The sequence below is a fragment of the Achromobacter sp. AONIH1 genome (assembly GCF_002902905.1).
Lineage (GTDB): Bacteria > Pseudomonadota > Gammaproteobacteria > Burkholderiales > Burkholderiaceae_B > Achromobacter.
Map to the genome: position 1 here is coordinate 4,028,941 of NZ_CP026124.1, position 17,062 is coordinate 4,046,002.

At 66.7% G+C, this 17,062-nt stretch carries 18 protein-coding genes and 2 pseudogenes; 11 read left to right on the forward strand and 9 right to left on the reverse strand.

Translation table 11 applies throughout. The annotated features are described in order from the left end of the window. Positions 1-135 precede the first annotated feature (135 nt). The 5 genes from C2U31_RS18515 (at position 136) to hutG (ending at position 4,174) form a co-directional block, all read left to right on the forward strand. Positions 136-882 (forward strand): IclR family transcriptional regulator, encoded by a 747-nt coding sequence (locus tag C2U31_RS18515; protein WP_103274109.1) that lies wholly within the window; start codon positions 136-138, stop codon positions 880-882. A 148-nt stretch (positions 883-1,030) separates the two neighbouring features. Continuing rightward, a complete protein-coding gene (locus tag C2U31_RS18520; protein ID WP_103274110.1) occupies positions 1,031-1,777 on the forward strand; it encodes a transporter substrate-binding domain-containing protein in 747 nt (248 codons plus the stop codon). Beyond that, complete coding sequence (locus C2U31_RS18525) at positions 1,774-2,448, forward strand: amino acid ABC transporter permease (RefSeq protein WP_103274111.1); 675 nt, start codon at positions 1,774-1,776, stop codon at positions 2,446-2,448. Before C2U31_RS18520 ends, C2U31_RS18525 begins: the two co-directional genes overlap by 4 nt. Beyond that, positions 2,445-3,230 carry an amino acid ABC transporter ATP-binding protein gene (locus C2U31_RS18530; protein ID WP_304558823.1) on the forward strand — a complete coding sequence of 262 codons (786 nt, stop codon included), beginning with the start codon at positions 2,445-2,447 and terminating at the stop codon, positions 3,228-3,230. The genes C2U31_RS18525 and C2U31_RS18530 overlap by 4 nt, the downstream gene beginning before the upstream one ends. After that, entirely contained in the window at positions 3,227-4,174 is a 948-nt protein-coding gene (gene hutG / locus C2U31_RS18535; protein ID WP_103274113.1) for a formimidoylglutamase, read from the forward strand. The genes C2U31_RS18530 and hutG overlap by 4 nt, the downstream gene beginning before the upstream one ends. 117 nt (positions 4,175-4,291) lie before the next feature. On the opposite strand, the gene C2U31_RS18540 is transcribed toward hutG, so the two are convergent. Further along, positions 4,292-5,959: a BBE domain-containing protein gene (locus C2U31_RS18540; RefSeq protein ID WP_103274114.1), complete on the reverse strand. Its 1,668-nt coding sequence runs from the start codon at positions 5,957-5,959 to the stop codon at positions 4,292-4,294. 391 nt (positions 5,960-6,350) lie between these two features. On the opposite strand from C2U31_RS18540, the gene C2U31_RS18545 reads away from it, so the two are divergent. Beyond that, the gene (locus C2U31_RS18545; protein WP_103274115.1) at positions 6,351-7,640 is read left to right on the forward strand and encodes a Glu/Leu/Phe/Val dehydrogenase; all 1,290 of its coding nucleotides are present in this window, start codon (positions 6,351-6,353) and stop codon (positions 7,638-7,640) included. Between the two features lie 125 nt (positions 7,641-7,765). Then, a pseudogene (locus C2U31_RS31260) lies at positions 7,766-8,056 on the forward strand (transposase); the annotation flags it as partial. Positions 8,057-8,064: 8 nt separating this feature from the next. Here the strand turns inward: C2U31_RS31260 and C2U31_RS31265 are convergent. Next, positions 8,065-8,181 (reverse strand): MYXO-CTERM sorting domain-containing protein, encoded by a 117-nt coding sequence (locus C2U31_RS31265; RefSeq protein ID WP_369869788.1) that lies wholly within the window; start codon positions 8,179-8,181, stop codon positions 8,065-8,067. A 105-nt stretch (positions 8,182-8,286) separates the two neighbouring features. Here C2U31_RS31265 and C2U31_RS31270 point away from each other — a divergent pair. Continuing rightward, positions 8,287-9,129, forward strand: a pseudogene (locus C2U31_RS31270) (IS3 family transposase); the annotation flags it as partial. A gap of 130 nt (positions 9,130-9,259) precedes the next feature. On the opposite strand, the gene C2U31_RS18555 reads toward C2U31_RS31270, so the two are convergent. The 6 genes from C2U31_RS18555 to C2U31_RS18580 all read right to left on the reverse strand — a co-directional run bounded on the left by C2U31_RS18555 (position 9,260) and on the right by C2U31_RS18580 (position 13,420). Next, positions 9,260-10,072: an RsiV family protein gene (locus tag C2U31_RS18555; RefSeq protein ID WP_103274116.1), complete on the reverse strand. Its 813-nt coding sequence runs from the start codon at positions 10,070-10,072 to the stop codon at positions 9,260-9,262. Positions 10,073-10,119: 47 nt separating this feature from the next. Beyond that, positions 10,120-10,902, reverse strand: a complete 783-nt coding sequence (locus tag C2U31_RS18560; RefSeq protein ID WP_103274117.1) for a biotin/lipoate A/B protein ligase family protein — start codon at positions 10,900-10,902, stop codon at positions 10,120-10,122. Continuing rightward, complete coding sequence (locus C2U31_RS18565) at positions 10,899-11,174, reverse strand: lipoate protein ligase C-terminal domain-containing protein (protein ID WP_103274118.1); 276 nt, start codon at positions 11,172-11,174, stop codon at positions 10,899-10,901. The genes C2U31_RS18560 and C2U31_RS18565 overlap by 4 nt, the downstream gene beginning before the upstream one ends. Positions 11,175-11,186: 12 nt before the next feature. Continuing rightward, the gene (locus tag C2U31_RS18570; RefSeq protein WP_103274119.1) at positions 11,187-11,657 is read right to left on the reverse strand and encodes a GNAT family N-acetyltransferase; all 471 of its coding nucleotides are present in this window, start codon (positions 11,655-11,657) and stop codon (positions 11,187-11,189) included. 10 nt (positions 11,658-11,667) lie between these two features. Further along, complete coding sequence (locus C2U31_RS18575) at positions 11,668-12,369, reverse strand: glutathione binding-like protein (protein WP_103274120.1); 702 nt, start codon at positions 12,367-12,369, stop codon at positions 11,668-11,670. A gap of 142 nt (positions 12,370-12,511) precedes the next feature. After that, positions 12,512-13,420: a DMT family transporter gene (locus tag C2U31_RS18580; protein WP_103274121.1), complete on the reverse strand. Its 909-nt coding sequence runs from the start codon at positions 13,418-13,420 to the stop codon at positions 12,512-12,514. A gap of 129 nt (positions 13,421-13,549) precedes the next feature. Between C2U31_RS18580 and C2U31_RS18585 the strand changes: the two genes are divergently transcribed. The 3 genes from C2U31_RS18585 (at position 13,550) to C2U31_RS18595 (ending at position 16,525) form a co-directional block, all read left to right on the forward strand. Then, on the forward strand, positions 13,550-14,017 hold the full coding sequence (locus C2U31_RS18585) for an Lrp/AsnC family transcriptional regulator (RefSeq protein ID WP_103274122.1): 468 nt from the start codon (positions 13,550-13,552) through the stop codon (positions 14,015-14,017). A gap of 220 nt (positions 14,018-14,237) precedes the next feature. Then, positions 14,238-15,734: a cytosine permease gene (locus tag C2U31_RS18590; RefSeq protein WP_103274123.1), complete on the forward strand. Its 1,497-nt coding sequence runs from the start codon at positions 14,238-14,240 to the stop codon at positions 15,732-15,734. Next, positions 15,731-16,525: a carbon-nitrogen hydrolase family protein gene (locus C2U31_RS18595; RefSeq protein ID WP_103274124.1), complete on the forward strand. Its 795-nt coding sequence runs from the start codon at positions 15,731-15,733 to the stop codon at positions 16,523-16,525. The genes C2U31_RS18590 and C2U31_RS18595 overlap by 4 nt, the downstream gene beginning before the upstream one ends. 39 nt (positions 16,526-16,564) lie before the next feature. On the opposite strand, the gene C2U31_RS18600 is transcribed toward C2U31_RS18595, so the two are convergent. Beyond that, a complete protein-coding gene (locus C2U31_RS18600; RefSeq protein WP_103274125.1) occupies positions 16,565-17,059 on the reverse strand; it encodes a glutathione peroxidase in 495 nt (164 codons plus the stop codon). Between the last annotated feature and the right edge of the window lie 3 nt (positions 17,060-17,062).

Consider the following 17,062-nt stretch of genomic DNA (forward strand, 5'->3'; position numbering starts at 1 on the left):
CGCACACGCGGGGCATCTTTTGATATTTTTCTCATATTTGCTGGGGTTTTCCCTTGTAATTCTCAATTTTCGGGAATAATTTGCAGGATCAAAGCCATAAATTGATAATCTCCGCTCCAGTTCGTTTGGAGATGAATCTTGACACCCGACCCCTCTGTCGGCGCCGGCGCGGATCGCGTCCTGTATGTGCTGGCCACGCTGGCCCGGCATGACGGGCCGCTCAGCATCGCGGCGCTGGCCGAACAGACCGGCCTGGCGCAAAGCACGCTGTACCGGCAGGTGGCGCTGCTCAAGCGCTGGGGTTTCGTCGCCGAACACGATGGCGAGTACGGACCGGGGCCGCTCAGCGTGCAGCTGGCCTGGGGCTTCGACCAGTCTTCCTTCCTGATCCATGAGGCGCAGCCGGACATGGCGGCGCTGGCGGTCGCGTCCGGCGAGACCATCGGCCTGCTGGTCGCGGTCAAGGACCAGGCCGTCTGCCTGGACATGGTGGAAAGCCAGCATCCGCTGCGCTGCTCGTTCACCAAGGGTCGCGGCCTGCCGCTGGCCCGGGGTGCGTCGGCCAAGTCGCTGCTGGCCTTCATGCCGGCCGCGCGCCTGCAGGCGGCGCTGGGCTATCTGGCCGGCGAGGCGGGCATGGATCCGGCGCGCCTGTCCGGGGAGCTGGAAACCATACGCGGGCAGGGCTACGCCGTCACCGACAGCGAAGTCGACGCCGGCGTCTGGGGCGTGAGCGTGCCGATCTTCCAGCGCGCCCACCAGGCCGTCGCCTCGATCACGCTGATGGCGCCGTCGACCCGCGCGGCGCAGCGCCCGCAGGCCCTGATCGACATGACGGTCGGCGCCGCCCGGCGCATTTCACTGAAGCTGCAGGCGCGCTGAGCGCCAGGCCCGATACCGTTACGTTCCGAATACCGTCCCGACCGACCTTGATTTTCCATTCCATGCTGTCCCGGCGCTCCACCGCGTTCCCTGTTCCGCCTGCCGCCTCGCGGCTCGCCTTTCCGATATCCCTTTCCTAGGATTGATCATGACCACTCGTCGCACTCTGCTGACCGCCGCCCTGAGCCTGGGCCTGGCCGCCTGGACCGCCGGTTCCGCCCACGCGCAGGAAACCATCCGCGCCGTCACCGACGCCACCTTCCCGCCGATGGAATTCGTCAAGGACGGCAAGCGCACCGGCTTCGACATCGAGCTGGTGGAAGCCCTGGCCGGCGCCATGGGCAAGAAGGTCGAATGGATCGACATCGACTTCAAGGGCCTGATTCCCGCCCTGCAGGCCGGCCGCGCCGACATCGCCGTGTCCGCCATCTACATCACGCCCGAGCGCAGCCGCGTGGTCGACTTCACCGACCCGTACTACGCCGGCGGCCTGGTCGTGCTGACCAAGAAGGACGGCCCGATCAAGACGCTCAAGGACATGGATGGCCGCAAGGTCTCGGTGCAGGTCGGCACCAAGTCGGTCAACTACCTGAAGGAACACTTCCCGTCGGTGCAGCGCGTCGAAGTGGAAAAGAACCAGGAAATGTTCAGCCTGGTGCAGATCGGCCGCGCCGAAGCCGCCGTGACGGGCAAGCCCGCCGCCAAGCTGTTCGCGCAAAGCACGCCGGACCTGACCGTGCTGACCGAGCAGGTCACCACCGAGGAATACGGCATCGCCGTGCCCAAGAACAAGCCCGAGCTGACCCGCGACCTGAACGCCGCGCTGGCCAAGCTCAAGGCTGACGGCAGCTACCAGGCCATCGTCAACAAGTGGTTCGAGGCCCCCGCGAAATGAACCAGCCTTTGGATTTTTCCGCCGTCTTTGCCGACTTCGACGCGCTGCTGCGCGGCGCGCTGGTCAGCATCGAGGTGACCGCCGGCGCCTTGCTGGTGGGCTGCGTCGTCGGCCTGCTGGTCGGCGTGGGCCGGCTCAACCCGCAGCGCCGCGTGATCTACAACCTGTGCAGCGTCTACCTGCTGCTGTTCCGCGGCACGCCCCTGCTGGTGCAGCTGTTCATCTGGTTCTTCGGCCTGCCCCGGTTCGGCATCACGCTGCCGGCCTTCGTCTGCGGCGTGGTGGGCCTGGGCATGTACTCCGGCGCCTATGTGTCGGAAATCGTGCGCGGCGCCATCCAGTCGGTGGATCGCGGCCAGACCGAGGCGGCGCGCTCGCTCGGCATGTCCTCGGGTCAGGCCATGCGCATCATCATCCTGCCGCAGGCGGTGGTGCGCATGATCCCGCCGCTGGGCAACGAGTTCATCGCGCTGATCAAGAACTCGGCGCTGGTGTCGCTGCTGACCATCCATGACCTGATGCACGAAGGCCAGAAGATCATCAGCGTGTCGTACCTGGCGCTGGAAACCTATCTGGTGGTGGCGCTGGTTTATCTGGTCCTGACCACGGTGGCCATGGTGATTCTGCGCAAGATCGAGCAACATCTGCGCGCCGGGGGGATGGTGCAATGAACACCGCAACCATGAATGAAATGATCCGCATCCGCGGCCTGCAGAAATCCTACGGCGACCACGCCGTGCTGCGCGGCATCGACTTCGATGTGCTGCCGTCGCAGGTGGTGGTGGTGATCGGGCCCAGCGGCTCGGGCAAGAGCACGCTGCTGCGCTGCTGCAACGGGCTGGAAGTGGCGCAGGGCGGCACCGTCCGCATCTGCGGCCAGACCCTGCAGGACAACGGCAAGATGCTGCCCGAGGCGCAGCTGAACCAGCTGCGCATGCAGGTGGGCATGGTGTTCCAGGGCTTCAACCTGTTCCCGCACCTGTCGGTGCTGGACAACGTCACGGTCGGTCCGCGCAAGCTGCGCGGCATGGGCCGCGACGAGGCCCACGCGCTGGCCGAGGACCTGCTGACCAAGGTCGGCCTGAGCCAGAAGATGAACGCCATGCCGGCCAGCCTGTCCGGCGGCCAGAAGCAGCGCGTGGCCATCGCCCGCGCGCTGGCCATGCAGCCCAAGGTCATGCTGTTCGACGAGCCGACTTCGGCGCTGGACCCGGAACTGGTGGGCGAAGTGCTGCAGGTCATGAAGCTGCTGGCCCGCGAGGGCATGACCATGATGGTGGTCACGCACGAAATGGGCTTCGCGCGCGACGTGGCCGACGTGGTGGCGGTGATGGACGGCGGCGTGATCCTGGAATCCGGCTCGCCCGACGTGATCTTCACCCAGCCGCGCGAGGCGCGCACCCGCGCCTTCCTGCAGGCCGTGCTGAACAACGGCCAGGGAGAGCAGGCATGAGCACGCCGCAACTGGACGCCAGCGTCTGGGTGGCGCGCGACGACAGCGCCGAGCGCGGCGACACGCGCCGCCTGGCGCACATCGTGCGCGCCTACGACGGCCAGGCCAAGGCGGGCGAGGGCGTATTGCTGGGCTTCGCCTGCGACGCCGGCGTGGCCCGCAACCAGGGCCGCGTGGGCGCGGCGGCCGGCCCGGCCGGCATCCGCAAGTTCCTGGCCGGCCTGCCGGCCCATGGGCTGACGCGGCTGCTGGACGCCGGCGACGTGGCCTGCGAGGGCGACGCGCTGGAAGCGGCGCAGGACGCGCTGGGCCAGCGCGTGGCCGCGCTGCTGGGGCAGGGCGCCCGCCCGCTGGTGCTGGGCGGCGGCCATGAGATCGCCTGGGGCAGCTTCCAGGGCCTGGCGCGCTGGCTGGAGTCGCGCGGCGACGACGGCGCCGTGCTGGTGCTGAACCTGGACGCGCACTTCGACCTGCGCACCGGCCGGCCCGGCAGCTCGGGCACGCCGTTCGACCAGATCGCCAGCTACTGCCAGGAACGCGGCCGCAAGCTGCAGTACGCCTGCCTGGGCGTGTCGCGGCTGGCCAATACGCCGGCGCTGTTCGCGCGCGCCGACGAAGTGGGCGCGGTCTGGGTCGAGGACCGCGACATGGGCGAACGTCACCTGCCGGAGCGCCTGGCGCAGCTGGACAGCCTGCTGGCGGCGGCCAGCCATGTGTACCTGACCATCGACCTGGACGTGCTGCCCGCGGCGGTCATGCCCGGCGTGTCGGCGCCCGCGCCTTACGGCGTGCCGATGGCGGTGGTCGAGGAAATCGCGTTGCGCGTGAAGGCCAGCGGCAAGCTCCGGCTGGCCGATATGGCCGAGTACAACCCGCGTTTCGACGTGGACGGCCACGGCGCCCGCGCGGCGGCGCGGCTGGCCTGGCAGCTGCTGTCGGCCTGAGCGTTAGCGGGACCGCCTGAAAAGGCAAGGGCGGCCGCTGCGCGAGCAGGCCGCCCTTTTTCTTGTGCGCGGCGCGCGGAGCCGGCAGGTTGCGCGCGCCGTTCCCGTCTCAGCCCGTCAGACCGGCGGCGTCAGCGGAATCGACATCTGGTGATGGAACAGATTGTCGGGATCCACCGAGCGCTTGGTCGCGATCAGCTGGTTGACCTTGTTGCCGTAGTACAGGTGCAGCCAGCCCGGATCGATCTGCGCGTGGGTCTGGTTGGTGTACTTCATATCCACGTCCGGGTAGTTGATGTAGCACCCTTCGAACGGGGAGCCGGGCTGATAGACGGGCTTGCCGCCATACTGCCCGAAGTACTCGTCGTACAGGTCCGAGATCCACTTCAGATAGAACGCATCGTCGGCTGGATCGGTCCAGTAGACCTGGAACTGCGACTTCAGCAGCGAGGAACGCTGCGGGACGCTGGTGGGGTTGAGCGTTTCGTCGTTGCGGTTGATGCGGCCGCCATACGAATCGATCTGCACCAGAGCCTGGTTCAGGCGCGGGTCGGCCGTGCCGTTCAGGTACTCCCACATGGCGGTGATTTCCACGTCGGTGAAGTTGGCGCGGTGGTACGCGGACTTGTACTTGCCGCGCTGGTTGCTGCCCGAGCCGTTGATGTTCTGCGTCAGCCACAGCCAGTCCATCAGCCGCGCGTCCTGCACCGGGTGGGACAGGTCCAGCGGCGCTTCGGTCAGGCGCCGCGTCGGTCCGAGCCAGTTGGCCTCGATGTTGATGCTGGGCACCGTGGCGGCGGCCGCGTTCATCGCGTTGACGAAGTTGATGAAGGGCTGGTCGCGCGCGCCGCCGACCTTGCCGTCCGTGCCGGTGTACTGGATGTTGAGCACGATGTCGCCGGTGGAGCGGTGCTGCACCTTCAGCAGCGTGAACAGTCCGCCGTTGGCCTTGGCCGGGTCGGAGCTGTTCCAGTCGGCGTCATTGTCCGCGAACCACTGGTAGTAGGCCTTCATGAAGCGGCCGAAGGCGGCCTTGCCGGTGGCGCCCGTGCCGAACGAGGCCCAGGGATACGACAGCGACAGCCAGTAGGCCTGTTGCGGCGCGACGGGCAGTTCCGCGAAGTAGTAATTCAGGATGATGCCGTAGTTGCCGCCACCGCCGCCACGGCACGCGATGAACAGGTCGCGGTCGGTGCCGACGCTGGCCAGGTTGACGTGCTTGGCGACCAGGGCGTTCTGGCCCGGGCCCTTGGGCACCAGGATGTCCACGCCCGACAGCCAATCGACCGTCAGGCCCTGCAGGCGCGACAGCAGGCCATAGCCGCCGCCGACGATGTGGCCGCCAGCGCCCACCGAATAGCACGAGCCGCCGGGCAGGGTCCGGTTGGCCGACTTGTACAGATTGACGTAGCCGTCCCAGTTCTGGTTGCCGGCGGCGGCCGAGAACTTGTAGCGCGCCGAAGCGTTCCAGGGCGAGGATACGTCGCCGGCCTCGCTGTAGCGCAGGCCCGTCACCAGGCCGATGTCGATGATGGCAAGGGACTTGCCGTGGTCCTCGGGCAGCTTGTTCGCCACGAAGCCTTCGTAGCAATGGCCGCCGCTGCGCACCGTGATGCGGCAGCCCTTGGCCAGCGCGTCGTTGGCGGCAGCCAGGACCGATTGCGCATCGTGGCAGACATAGATCGCGTCCGCACCCTCGCCGGTGGTGGGGAAACGCAGGTTGAAACCCTTTTGCAGGGTTCGGTAGCGCTGGTCATCGTTATTGACAAAGACAAAATCCGACATGAGATCCTCTATGTTTTAAGGGTTCATAAGGGTCTTCAGACGCTAGGTCTTCACATGCAAGGTCTTCACATGCGACCGGACTCCCGCCTGGCGGCGGAATGACTCGCACACGCTATCCCCAGCCGGTCGCCGGGGACCTGCGCATTGTGCGGGATCAGGGTGACGGATTCAACGCTGTGCGACATGCCTGCGGAGGATGGACGCTGGCGCCGCCGCGCACTAGGATAGGCAGGGCGGGAAGCCGCCTGAGGGCAGGCGCGGGACGGACGCGGGTCCGCCTTTCGGAAGGCTCCGATTTACATATGTCCCCATTTAAAATATTTTCATTAAAAATGGGGACGATATAAGTTTCGTGGATAAAATGGCGCAACTTTGTCAGGAGAGCCAGCTCATGTCTCAAACTCCCACCCACGCATTGCCGTCTTATCTGAACGCCGACGATCTCGGCCCCTGGGGCAACTACCTGCAGCAGGTCGACCGGGTCACCCCGTACCTCGGTTCGCTGGCGCGCTGGGTCGAGACCCTGAAGCGTCCGAAGCGCTCGCTGATCGTCGACGTGCCTATCGAGCTGGACAACGGCAAGATCGCCCACTTCGAGGGCTATCGCGTGCAGCACAACACCTCGCGCGGCCCGGGCAAGGGCGGCGTGCGCTTCCACCAGGACGTGACGCTCTCCGAAGTCATGGCGCTGTCGGCCTGGATGTCGATCAAGAACGCCGCGGTGAACCTGCCCTACGGCGGCGCCAAGGGCGGCATCCGCGTCGACCCGCGCACGCTGTCCATGTCCGAGCTCGAGCGCGTGACGCGTCGCTACACCTCGGAAATCGGCGTGATCATCGGACCGTCCAAGGACATCCCCGCGCCCGACGTGAACACCAACGCCCAGACCATGGCCTGGATGATGGACACGTACTCCATGAACGAAGGCTCGACCGCCACCGGCGTCGTGACCGGCAAGCCGATCGCGCTGGGCGGCAGCCTGGGCCGCGTCGAGGCCACCGGCCGCGGCGTGTTCGTGGTGGGCTGCGAAGCCGCGCGCGACTTGAACATCAACGTCGCCGGCGCGCGCGTGGTGGTGCAAGGTTTCGGCAACGTCGGCGGCACCGCCGCCCGCCTGTTCCATGAGGCCGGCGCCAAGGTCATCGCCGCCCAGGATCACACAGGCACCGTGCACAACGCGGCCGGCCTGGACGTGCACAAGCTGCTGTCGCACGTGTCGCAGCATGGCGGCGTGGGCGGCTTCACCGGCGGCCAGGCGATGGACAAGAACGAGTTCTGGACCCTGGAAACCGAATTCCTGATCCCGGCCGCCCTGGAAAGCCAGATCACCGCCGCGAACGCCGCCAAGGTGCGCGCCAAGATCGTGGTGGAAGGCGCCAACGGCCCGACCACCCCGGAAGCCGACGACATCCTGTTCGAGCACGGCGTGTACGTGGTGCCGGACGTGCTGGCCAACGCCGGCGGCGTGACGGTGTCGTACTTCGAGTGGGTGCAGGACTTCTCCAGCTTCTTCTGGAGCGAGGACGAGATCAATCAGCGCCTGGAGCGCATCATGCGCGAAGCCTACGCCGGCATCTCGCAAGTGGCGCGCGAGCACAAGGTCACGCTGCGCACCGCCGCCTTCATCGTGGCGTGCACGCGGATCCTGCAAGCCCGTCAGGTGCGCGGCCTGTATCCGTGATACCCGAACTGGCGGGACGCCGTCAGGCGCCCCGCCGGGGAGCAGGAGGAAGACAATAAGGAGATCGCCCCGCAATGAACTGACCCCCGAAAGTTGGACGAACTCCAACCTTCGGGGGTTTTTACATGACGAAATACGAAGCGGGTTTCAAGCTCAAGATCGTCAAGCAGTATCTGTCAGGGCCGCTGGGTTTGAAGGCGTTGGCGGCTGAGCATGGTGTGGGCCATGGGACGGTCAGGAGCTGGGTGAATAGTTACCGGGCGCACGGTCTGCCAGGGTTGCGCCGCAAGAGCGCGAGTTATGACGAGGCGTTCAAGCTGAAGGTACTCAAGCGGATGTGGCGCGAGCAGTGGTCACAGACGCAGACGGCGGCGGCATTCGACATACGCTGCGCGGCGCATATTGGTAAGTGGGCACGCCAGTATCATGCTGGAGGTATCGACGCGCTGCGTCGCCTTCGTACAGGCCGTCCCAAGACCATGAGCAACAAGCCACCCCAGCCCCAAGCTCCAGCCGCCGACCTGGACGATAAGCAGATCATTGCCCGGCAGAATCAGGAGTTGATTGAACTGCGCGCCGAGGTCGCGTACTTAAAAAAACTCGATGCCTTGATCCAGGAAAAGCGTGCGGCTGCGCGCAAAAAGCGCAAGCCGTGACTGGGTTGAGGCCACAGTACCCGTTGGCGGCCTTGCTCAAGGCGTCGGGCTTGGCGCGCAGCACGTATTACTACCAGGCCAGGCAGGCCCAGGCCGCTGACAAGCATGCCGAACTCAAAGGCAGAATCGGGGCTGTCTACGCGCATCACAAGGGGCGCTATGGCTACCGGCGCATCACCGCGACCTTGCGCCAGGCAGGCCAGTGCGTGAATCACAAGACGGTGCAGAAGCTGATGCAGGTGCTCGGGCTGAAATCCTTGGTACGCCCGAAGAAATATCGCTCGTATCGAGGCGGCCCTGCCCTAATGGCACCGAATCTGTTGGCGCGCCAGTTCGTGGCCGACAGGCCGAACCAGAAATGGGTAACCGATGTGACCGAGTTCAACGTTCGCGGCCAAAAACTCTATCTGTCACCGGTGATGGATCTGTACAACGGTGAGATCCTGGCCTACGAAACCAGTCGTCGACCGATGTTCAAGCTCGTGGGGGCTATGCTCAAGAAAGCGCTCGCTCGGCTCAGCCCCACCGACAGACCCGTCTTGCACTCCGATCAGGGCTGGCAGTATCAGCAGTTCAACTACCGTCAGATGCTGGAGGCCCGATCGATAACGCAGAGCATGTCACGCAAGGGAAACTGCCTGGACAACGCGGCCATGGAAAGTTTCTTCGGCACCCTCAAGGCGGAGTTCTTCCATTTGAATCGCTTCGACAATATCGACCAATTGGAAGCCGGTATCCGGCGATACATCAGGTACTACAACCACGACCGCATCAAGCTCAAGCTAAAAGGCCTGAGCCCGGTGCAATACCGAACTCAGGCCTTCGGGCTTTAGCTGACCGTCCAACTTCTGGGGGTCAGTTCACAAGGGGCGATCTTCATTTGGGCGGCCGGCGCGCTTGCGTCGGCCCGTCCGCCGGCGCCGCCTCGGGGGCTCAGGCCGGCGCGTCGGCCGGCCGGCGCGATCAGGACGCCGGCAGCAGCTCGGGCTTGAGGATGCCGCGCAGTTCCGAGTATGGAATGCTGATCTCCGGTTCGCCCTGCGCGTAAGGCGCGATCGAATAGGCCGGATACTTGATGACCATGCCGTCGCGGGTCAGCGCGTAGTTGTCGTTCTCCTGGAACGGCCACATCTTGTCGTAGGCCGCCGGGTCGCGGCGGGCCTCGGCGTTGCCCTGCAGCCATTTGGCGTGGGCCCGGCGCAGCGCGGCCACGTATTCGGCGCGGCGGCCGGGAATCAGCGCCTCGTCCAGCGCCATCACGCGGCCTCGCCCCAGCTCCCAGTTCAGGAACTGGGTGGCGGGAATGCCGTGGGCCGAACCCGTCAGGAACTGCTCGGTGTGCAGCTCGATGGCGACGACGCCGCCGACCGTGTCGCGCACGCGCGCCTTGAAGTAGGTGGCATCGCGCGGACGCGCGGTCTGCCAGAAATACTGCGTGTATTCCGACAGCGTTTCATAGGGGCCGCGGCGCTGGGCGTCGGTGCCGGTCATGTAGGCCAGCACGTGGTCGACCAGCGCCGTCAGCTTGGGTATGCCGGGGAAGGCCACGCTGTCGATCTCGATGCGCGGGCAGTCGCCCTTGCAGTCGGGCTTGTTGGACGCCCACTTGATGCGCTCGGTGGCCAGGTCGCCCACTTTCTCCGGGGTTGAAGACGTAGCGGCGGGCGCGGCCAGCGTGATGTTGGCGGGCGGCGAACTGCCGCAGCCCGCCAGCCCCAGCGCGGCGGCCAGGGACAGGACGCCAGCCGCGCCTCGGTGCGTGAACGTGCGACGCATAGACAGGAACCTCCAGGTAAAACGGGGCAATACCAAGGCGACCGCGCTCAGGGCACGACCGCCGTCCACTCGGCCGTCGAGAACTTCTCGTCGGCCTGGGCCTGCGCGCGCGCCAGCGTCGCCTCGCCGATCTGGCCGGGGCTCAGGCGGTGCAGGCCGGCGAAGGTGTCCACCATGCGCTGGATCACATCGGCGCGCGCCAGGCCCGTCTGCGTGCGCAGCGGGTCGACGCGCTTCTTCGCGCTGGTGGTGCCTTTGTCCGACAGCTTCTCGCGGCCGATGCGCAGGACCTCCACCATTTTATCGGCGTCGATGTCATAGGCCATGGTGACGTGGTGCAGCACCGCGCCGGAACGCCGCGCCTGCGCCGCGCCGCCGATCTTGCCCAGGTCCGAGGCGATGTCGTTCAGCGGCTGATACCAGGCCTTGATGCCCAGGCTCTTCAGCGCTTCCAGCACCCAGGCGTCCAGGAAGGCATAGGACTCCTGGAAGCTCATGCCCTGCACCAGCGCCTGCGGCACGCTCAGGGAATAGGTGATGGAATTGCCCGGCTCCATGAACATGGCGCCGCCGCCGCTGACCCGCCGCACCACGGTGATGCCGTGGCGCTGCGCGCCGTCGGGGTCGACCTCGTTCTTGAGCGACTGGAAGCGGCCGATGACGACGGCCGGCTCGGCCCATTCCCAGATGCGCAGCGTGGGCGGGCGCAGCCCGGCGCCGACCTCGTCGGTGATGGCCGCGTCCAGCGCCATGTGCAGCGCCGGCGGCTGCGGGCCTTCATGGATCAGCTGCCAGTCGTAGTCGTTCCAGTCGCTGCGGTTCGCGCTCATGCCAGGGCCCGCCGCAAGGTCACGGCCACGGCCTCGGCCGAGAAGCCGAACATCTCGGCGTCGGAGGGCAGGGCCGACTGCACCGCCAGCGCCAGCTCCAGCTCGCCGGCGTCGGCCGGCATGCCGGTCAGGCCGCGATTGATCGCTTCCAGCGCCTCGGGCGGCTCCAGGAAGAAGTCTCCGCTGATGCGCACGTCGGCCAGCCGGCCATCGCGCACCTCCACGTCCGCCACGACCAGCTTGCCGCCGGGGACCTTGTATTCGCCATGCATGGGCGCTCCTTTCTAATGCTCTAGATTCAGTTTCATGCCGTCGTGGCTGGCCGCGAAGCCCAGGCTCTCGTAGAACCGGCGCGCGTCCGGCCGCGCGCGGTCGGTGGTCAGCTGCACCAGGCCGCAGCCGCGCTCGCGGCACTGCGCGATTGCCCATTCGAACATGGCGCGGCCCAGGCCGGCTCCACGCAGTCCGGCGGCGATGCGCACGCTTTCGATCTGCCCGCGCCACAACCCCAGGCGCGACAGGCCGGGGATGAACGATAACTGCAAACAGCCGGCAATGCTTGAATCCAGCTCAACCACGGCCAGGAACTGGTTGGGATCGCGGTCGATGGCGGCGAACGCGTCCTGGTAGCGGGCGTTGACGGGCAGCGAGGGATCCTCGCGCGTGGCGCCCAGCGCGTCGTCGGCCAGCAGGGCGACGATGGCGGGCAGGTCATCGGCGCGCGCGCGGCGGAACTGCGGGGTTGGAATGGACATCGCGAACCCCTCAGCGCGCTACGTTCTGCGCGGTCTGGCCGAACAGGATGCGGCGCGATTCCTCGTCGCCGACCGAGGGCGCGGTATTGATCTGGTCGGCCAGCGCATAGGCGCGCCGGGTCGCCGGACGCGCGGCGATGGCGTCGAACCAGCGCTTCAGGTGCGGGAAGTCGTTCAGGTCCTGGCCCTGCTTGGCGTGCGGCACGATCCAGGGATAGGCGGCCATGTCGGCGATCGAATAGTCGCCGGCCACGAATTCGCGGTCGGCCAGGCGCTTGTTCAGCACGCCGTACAGGCGGTTGGTTTCCTTGACGTAGCGTTCGATGGCATAGGGAATGCGCTCGGGCGCATAGCCCGAGAAATGGTGGTTCTGCCCGGCCATGGGGCCCAGCCCGCCCATCTGCCAGAACAGCCATTGCGACACTTCCTGGCGGCCGCGCAGGTCGGCGGGCAGGAAGCGGCCGGTCTTCTCGGCCAGGTACAGCAGGATGGCGCCGGATTCGAACAGCGACAGCGGACCGCCGCCGTCGGCCGGCGCCTGGTCCACGATGGCGGGGATGCGGTTGTTCGGCGCGATGGCCAGGAACTCGGGCTTGAACTGGTCGCCCTTGCTGATGTTCACCGGATGGATGCGGTACGGCAGGCCGGTTTCCTCGAGGAACAGCGTGATCTTGTGGCCGTTGGGGGTGGTCCAGTAATAGAGATCGATCATGGCGGGTGTCCTTTGCGGTCAGGGCGCGGTGCGCCCTGGGCCCCGCCGGTGATGGCCGGCGGGTGGGGAAGGCCATGATAGCGGGGACGCGCAGGCCCGCGCCCCAATAACCGGGGGGCGCGCGCGGTTATGGGGCGGCCCCTCAGGAAGCGGCGCCGTGGCCGGCGCGGCCGCGCGGCAGGCGCCAGCTCCAGTTCAGGCTGACGCCGGCGGCGGCCAGGAAGATCAGCGCCACGCCGGCGATCTGCGCCATGTCCATGCGATGGCCGTACACCAGCAGGTCCAGCAGGATGGCCACGGCCGGATAGATGAAGCTGAGCGCGGCGGTGGACGTGGTCGGCAGCTTCTGGATGGCGGAATACATCAGGATGTACATCAGGCAGGTATGGACCAGCCCCAGCGCGACCAGGTAGCTCCATTGCAGCGGCGAGGCGGGCAGGGCGCTGAAATCGGCCATGGGCAGCAGCATGACGGCGCCCAGCGTCACCTGCGTCAGCGCCAGCACCTGCGGCGGTATCGCCTTCAGGCGCTTGACGATGACGGCGGTGACGCCATACAGCGCGGCCGCGCCCAGGCCCAGAGCCAGCCCGGCCAGGTAGTCGCCGCCGTCGGCGCGCGCGTCCCACAGTCGCAGCACCAGCAGCAGGCCGGCGAAGGCCACCAGCGACCAGGCCAGCTTGCCGGCGCTGGGCCGCTCGCCCAGGAACAGCACGCCCAGCCCGATCAGGAAGAAGGGCTGCACGTTGTAGACCGCCGTGGCCAGCGAGATCGAGGCCAGCCGGTAGGCCGAGAACAACAGCACCCAGTTCAGCACCAGCGCGGCGCCGGCCGCCAGCGCCAGGGCCAGCGTGCGGCGCGTGTACAGTCCGGGCCGCAGCAGGCCGCGCGCCCAGCAATACGCCAGCAGCGACAGCGCGCCGAACAGGCAACGGAAGAACACCACGTTCCAGGCGCTCTGCCCGGACTCCAGCACGAACACGCCCAAGGTGCCCGACAGGGTCATGGCCGCGGCCATCTGCGCCAGGCCCACGCGTTCGGAATTCGGGTTCATGATGATCTCTCCAGCCGGACAGGGCGCCGGCGCTGATGTTTGATGGAGAAATTATCCCAGGCAGATAAAGCTGGTTATATGATGAGGTTTCGGCATTTTTATTTTCCAACCTTCTTTTAGGTGGAATATATGCAAAACGACCTAAAGAATGAAAACCCGGTCCTGGACGGTATCGACCGCCGCCTGGTGGAGATGCTGTCGGCCAATGCCCGCACCACCACCGCCGACCTCGCGCGCCAGGTCGGCATGTCGGCGCCCAGCGTGGCGGACCGGCTGCGGCGCCTGGAAGATTCCGGCGTGATCCGCGCCTATACCGTCGACGTGGACCCGGTCGCGCTGGGCTACACGCTGGAAGCCATCGTCCGCATCCGCCCCTTGCCGGGCCAGCTGCGGCACGTGGAAGGGCTGATCCAGGAGATCCCGGATTTCATCGAATGCGACAAGGTCACGGGCGACGACTGCTTCATCGCCCGGCTGGTGCTGCGCTCGATCTCGCACCTGGACGGGATCCTGGAGCGGGTGACGGAATACGCCGAGACCAACACGTCCATCGTCAAGGCGCGCACGGTGCGGCGCAGGTTGCCGCCGTTGCGGTGATGGCGGCTGGCCCGTCTGCCGGCACGCCGGCCGGTCCCTGGCGCCAGGGAGCGAGCCATTTCGGATGCAAAGTCCGACAAATCCTGCCTGTGAATTCGAAAATATCCCATGGCCTGTCCGTTGCGATGGGCCTAGGGTAATGCCGACCACTGCCTCTGCCCGCAAACCGAATCGTCGGCGAGCCCGGTCAGAGCGCTTCCTGGCCAGGACATTGCCCAACATGGATGCACCACACAGCGCGAGCCTCGCCGGCCCGGAATCGGGGCGCGGGATAGAAAGCCGATCGATCGACTACATCCCCGGGCACGAGCGGCGCGCAAAGCTGCGCAGCCAGGGGCCGTTCTGGTTTCTGGGAAACCTTCATTTCTTCACGATCTCGATCGGCTTCGTCGGGCCGGGCATGGGCCTGTCGGCGGCGTGGACCGCGCTTGCCGGCGCGCTGGGCGTCATGTTCGGCACGGTCTTCATGGCATTCCATGGATCGCAGGGGCCGGAGATGGGGCTGCCGCAGATGATCCAGTCGCGCGCGCAGTTCGGCTACCGAGGCGTCGCGCTGGCGCTGGCGGCCACGCTGTTCGTATTCGTCGGCTTCAATGTGGTCAACGTCTCGCTCATCATGGGCGGCCTGAATCTGGTCTTCGGACTGGATCCCGCCGCCGTGGCGATCGCCGTCGTCGTCGCGGGCGGCCTGCTGGCGATCTACGGGCACGACCTGATGCACCGCGCATTCAAGTGGGCGCTGATGGCCGCGCTGCCGCTGTATGCGCTGGCGACCGTCGCGCTGGCCCTGGGCGTCGGCCACGGCCCGGCGGCCGCGCCGGCGTATCCCGGATTCAGCTGGGTGGCGTTCCTGACGCAGTTCGCGATCAGCGCCAGCTACAACATCTCGTATGCGCCCTACGTGTCCGACTACTCGCGCTATCTGCCCCGGGATACCCGCCGGGCAAGGCTGATCGCCGCGATCTTCCTGGGGGCGTCGCTGTCCGGCGCCTGGATGATCGGCCTGGGCGCCTGGCTCGCGCAACGGCTGCAAGCGTCGGATGCCCTGGTGGCGTTGAATGATGTGGGCTCGGCCCTGTATCCCGGCCTGGGCCGGGTTTTCGTCATCGTGTCGGTGGCGGGCTTCCTGCCGGTGATCGCGCTGAACACATACAGCGCGATGCTGACGCTGTTGACCGCCGTGGATTCGTTCCGCAGGATCCGGCCGACCCGAGGCGCGCGCGTTGCGGCGGTACTGGCCATCAGCGGCGTCCTGCTTGCCTGCGCGCTGCTGGCCCGGGGCAATGGCATCGCGCTGCTGAGCACGTTCCTCGTGCTGCTGCTTTATTTCCTGGTGCCCTGGACGGCGGTGAACCTGGTCGACTATTTCCTGGTCCGCAAGGGACGCTATGCGATCCCGCATTTCTTCACGCCGAAGGGCATTTATGGCGCCTGGCAGGCGCGCGGCATCGCCGCCTATCTGATCGGCTTCGCCAGCATGGTGCCGTTCTTCCATATCGTCGATGCCGCGTCGGGGCAGGCCATTTTCGTGGGGTATTTCGCGCAACGGATGCACGGCGTGGATATCGCCTGGCTGGTCGGCCTGCTCGTCGCCGGATCGGTCTACCTCGCGCTGGGTCGTTCCATCGACCTGCGCGCGGAAGAGCGCGTCATCGCGGGCATCCGCGACAGCGACCTGGCGTCGATGGCCCAACACATCGCGGAGATCGAGCAATGAACGGGCCTCGCATCCGCCTGATCCAGTCGACCCTGGGCGATGGCGACGTCGCCGCCAATCTGAATCAGGCGCTCGCCCTCATCGCGCAGTGCGCCGGTCAGGTGGATCTGGTGGTCTTCTCCGAAACATACATCCCGGGCTTTCCCACGCCGCAGAACGTGGCCCGGCTGGCGGAGCCGCTGGATGGGCCATCCCTTTCCGCGCTGCGGGACGCCGCCCGGCAGGCCGGCGTCAGCGCGGCGATCGGGCTGGCCGAACGCGACGGCGAGCGTTTCTACAATACCGCCGTGCTGATCGATCACGAGGGCGGGCTGCTTCTCAGCTACCGCAAGACGCACCTTTATGAGTCCGACCTTGGGGTGTTCAAGCCCGGCGCCGAGTTTCCCGTATGCCGCTGGAACGGCATCCGCGTGGGCCTGCTGATCTGCTTCGACATCGAATTCCCCGAGACCGCGCGCATGCTGGCGAACAAGGGCGCTGAAATCATCCTCGTGCTGGACGGCATGATGAAGCCCCATGGGCATGTGCACCGTCGCGTCGTTCCGGTCCGGGCCCTGGAAAACCAGGTCTATGTGCTCATGGCCAATCGGGTGGGCGCGGGCGACCGGTACACGTTCAGCGGCGAAAGCCAGGTGGCCGATCCGTTCGGGCGCGTGCTCGCGATCGCCAGCACGGAGCAGCCGCAGGCCCTGACCGTCACGCTGGACATGGACGCGGTCGACCGGGCCCGGTCCGAGTTCCGGTATGTGGACCTTGCCGCCATCGCGCTCGATCCCGCCAGACGCGGCTGACGCCGGCTCTGGCCGGCTTGCGTCGAGGATCTGGCGATCTCAGCCCGCCGGCGCGGCCAGCGCCCGCAGGATGTCCTTCTCGATCCCGGCCGGCGTGTCCGTGGGCGCGTATCGCCGGATCACCTGGCCATCGCGGCCCACCAGGAATTTGGTGAAGTTCCACTTGATGCCCTCGGTGCCGAAGACGCCGGGCTTCTCGCCCTTGAGCCAGCGGTACAGCGGGTGCGCGTTGGCGCCGTTGACCTCGATCTTGGCGTGCAGCGGGAAGCTGACGTCGTACTTGGTGGAGCAGAAGGCGCGGATCTCTTCCTCGGAGCCCGGCTCCTGGTGGCCGAACTGGTCGCAGGGAAAGCCCAGCACCGTCAGGCCGGCGTCGCGGTGCGCCTGGTACAGCGTTTCCAGGCCGGCGTACTGCGGCGTGAAACCGCACTTGGACGCCACGTTCACGACCAGCAGCACGCGGCCTCGATACTGGTCCAACGCTTGCTCGGTGCCGTCGATGCCGCGGGCGGAGAAATCGTAGATCGTGCTCATGGG

Excerpts from the sequence above, each read along its gene's own strand:
- C2U31_RS18520 (WP_103274110.1), top strand. The coding sequence starts at position 1,031 with ATGACCACTCGTCGCACTCTGCTGACCGCCGCCCTGAGCCTGGGCCTG.
- C2U31_RS18525 (WP_103274111.1), top strand. The coding sequence starts at position 1,774 with ATGAACCAGCCTTTGGATTTTTCCGCCGTCTTTGCCGACTTCGACGCG.
- C2U31_RS18530 (WP_304558823.1), top strand. The coding sequence starts at position 2,445 with ATGAACACCGCAACCATGAATGAAATGATCCGCATCCGCGGCCTGCAG.
- hutG (WP_103274113.1), top strand. The coding sequence starts at position 3,227 with ATGAGCACGCCGCAACTGGACGCCAGCGTCTGGGTGGCGCGCGACGAC.
- C2U31_RS18540 (WP_103274114.1), bottom strand. The coding sequence starts at position 5,959 with ATGTCGGATTTTGTCTTTGTCAATAACGATGACCAGCGCTACCGAACC.
- C2U31_RS18545 (WP_103274115.1), top strand. The coding sequence starts at position 6,351 with ATGTCTCAAACTCCCACCCACGCATTGCCGTCTTATCTGAACGCCGAC.
- C2U31_RS31265 (WP_369869788.1), bottom strand. The coding sequence starts at position 8,181 with ATGATCTGCTTATCGTCCAGGTCGGCGGCTGGAGCTTGGGGCTGGGGT.
- C2U31_RS18555 (WP_103274116.1), bottom strand. The coding sequence starts at position 10,072 with ATGCGTCGCACGTTCACGCACCGAGGCGCGGCTGGCGTCCTGTCCCTG.
- C2U31_RS18560 (WP_103274117.1), bottom strand. The coding sequence starts at position 10,902 with ATGAGCGCGAACCGCAGCGACTGGAACGACTACGACTGGCAGCTGATC.
- C2U31_RS18565 (WP_103274118.1), bottom strand. The coding sequence starts at position 11,174 with ATGCATGGCGAATACAAGGTCCCCGGCGGCAAGCTGGTCGTGGCGGAC.
- C2U31_RS18570 (WP_103274119.1), bottom strand. The coding sequence starts at position 11,657 with ATGTCCATTCCAACCCCGCAGTTCCGCCGCGCGCGCGCCGATGACCTG.
- C2U31_RS18575 (WP_103274120.1), bottom strand. The coding sequence starts at position 12,369 with ATGATCGATCTCTATTACTGGACCACCCCCAACGGCCACAAGATCACG.
- C2U31_RS18580 (WP_103274121.1), bottom strand. The coding sequence starts at position 13,420 with ATGAACCCGAATTCCGAACGCGTGGGCCTGGCGCAGATGGCCGCGGCC.
- C2U31_RS18585 (WP_103274122.1), top strand. The coding sequence starts at position 13,550 with ATGCAAAACGACCTAAAGAATGAAAACCCGGTCCTGGACGGTATCGAC.
- C2U31_RS18590 (WP_103274123.1), top strand. The coding sequence starts at position 14,238 with ATGGATGCACCACACAGCGCGAGCCTCGCCGGCCCGGAATCGGGGCGC.
- C2U31_RS18595 (WP_103274124.1), top strand. The coding sequence starts at position 15,731 with ATGAACGGGCCTCGCATCCGCCTGATCCAGTCGACCCTGGGCGATGGC.
- C2U31_RS18600 (WP_103274125.1), bottom strand. The coding sequence starts at position 17,059 with ATGAGCACGATCTACGATTTCTCCGCCCGCGGCATCGACGGCACCGAG.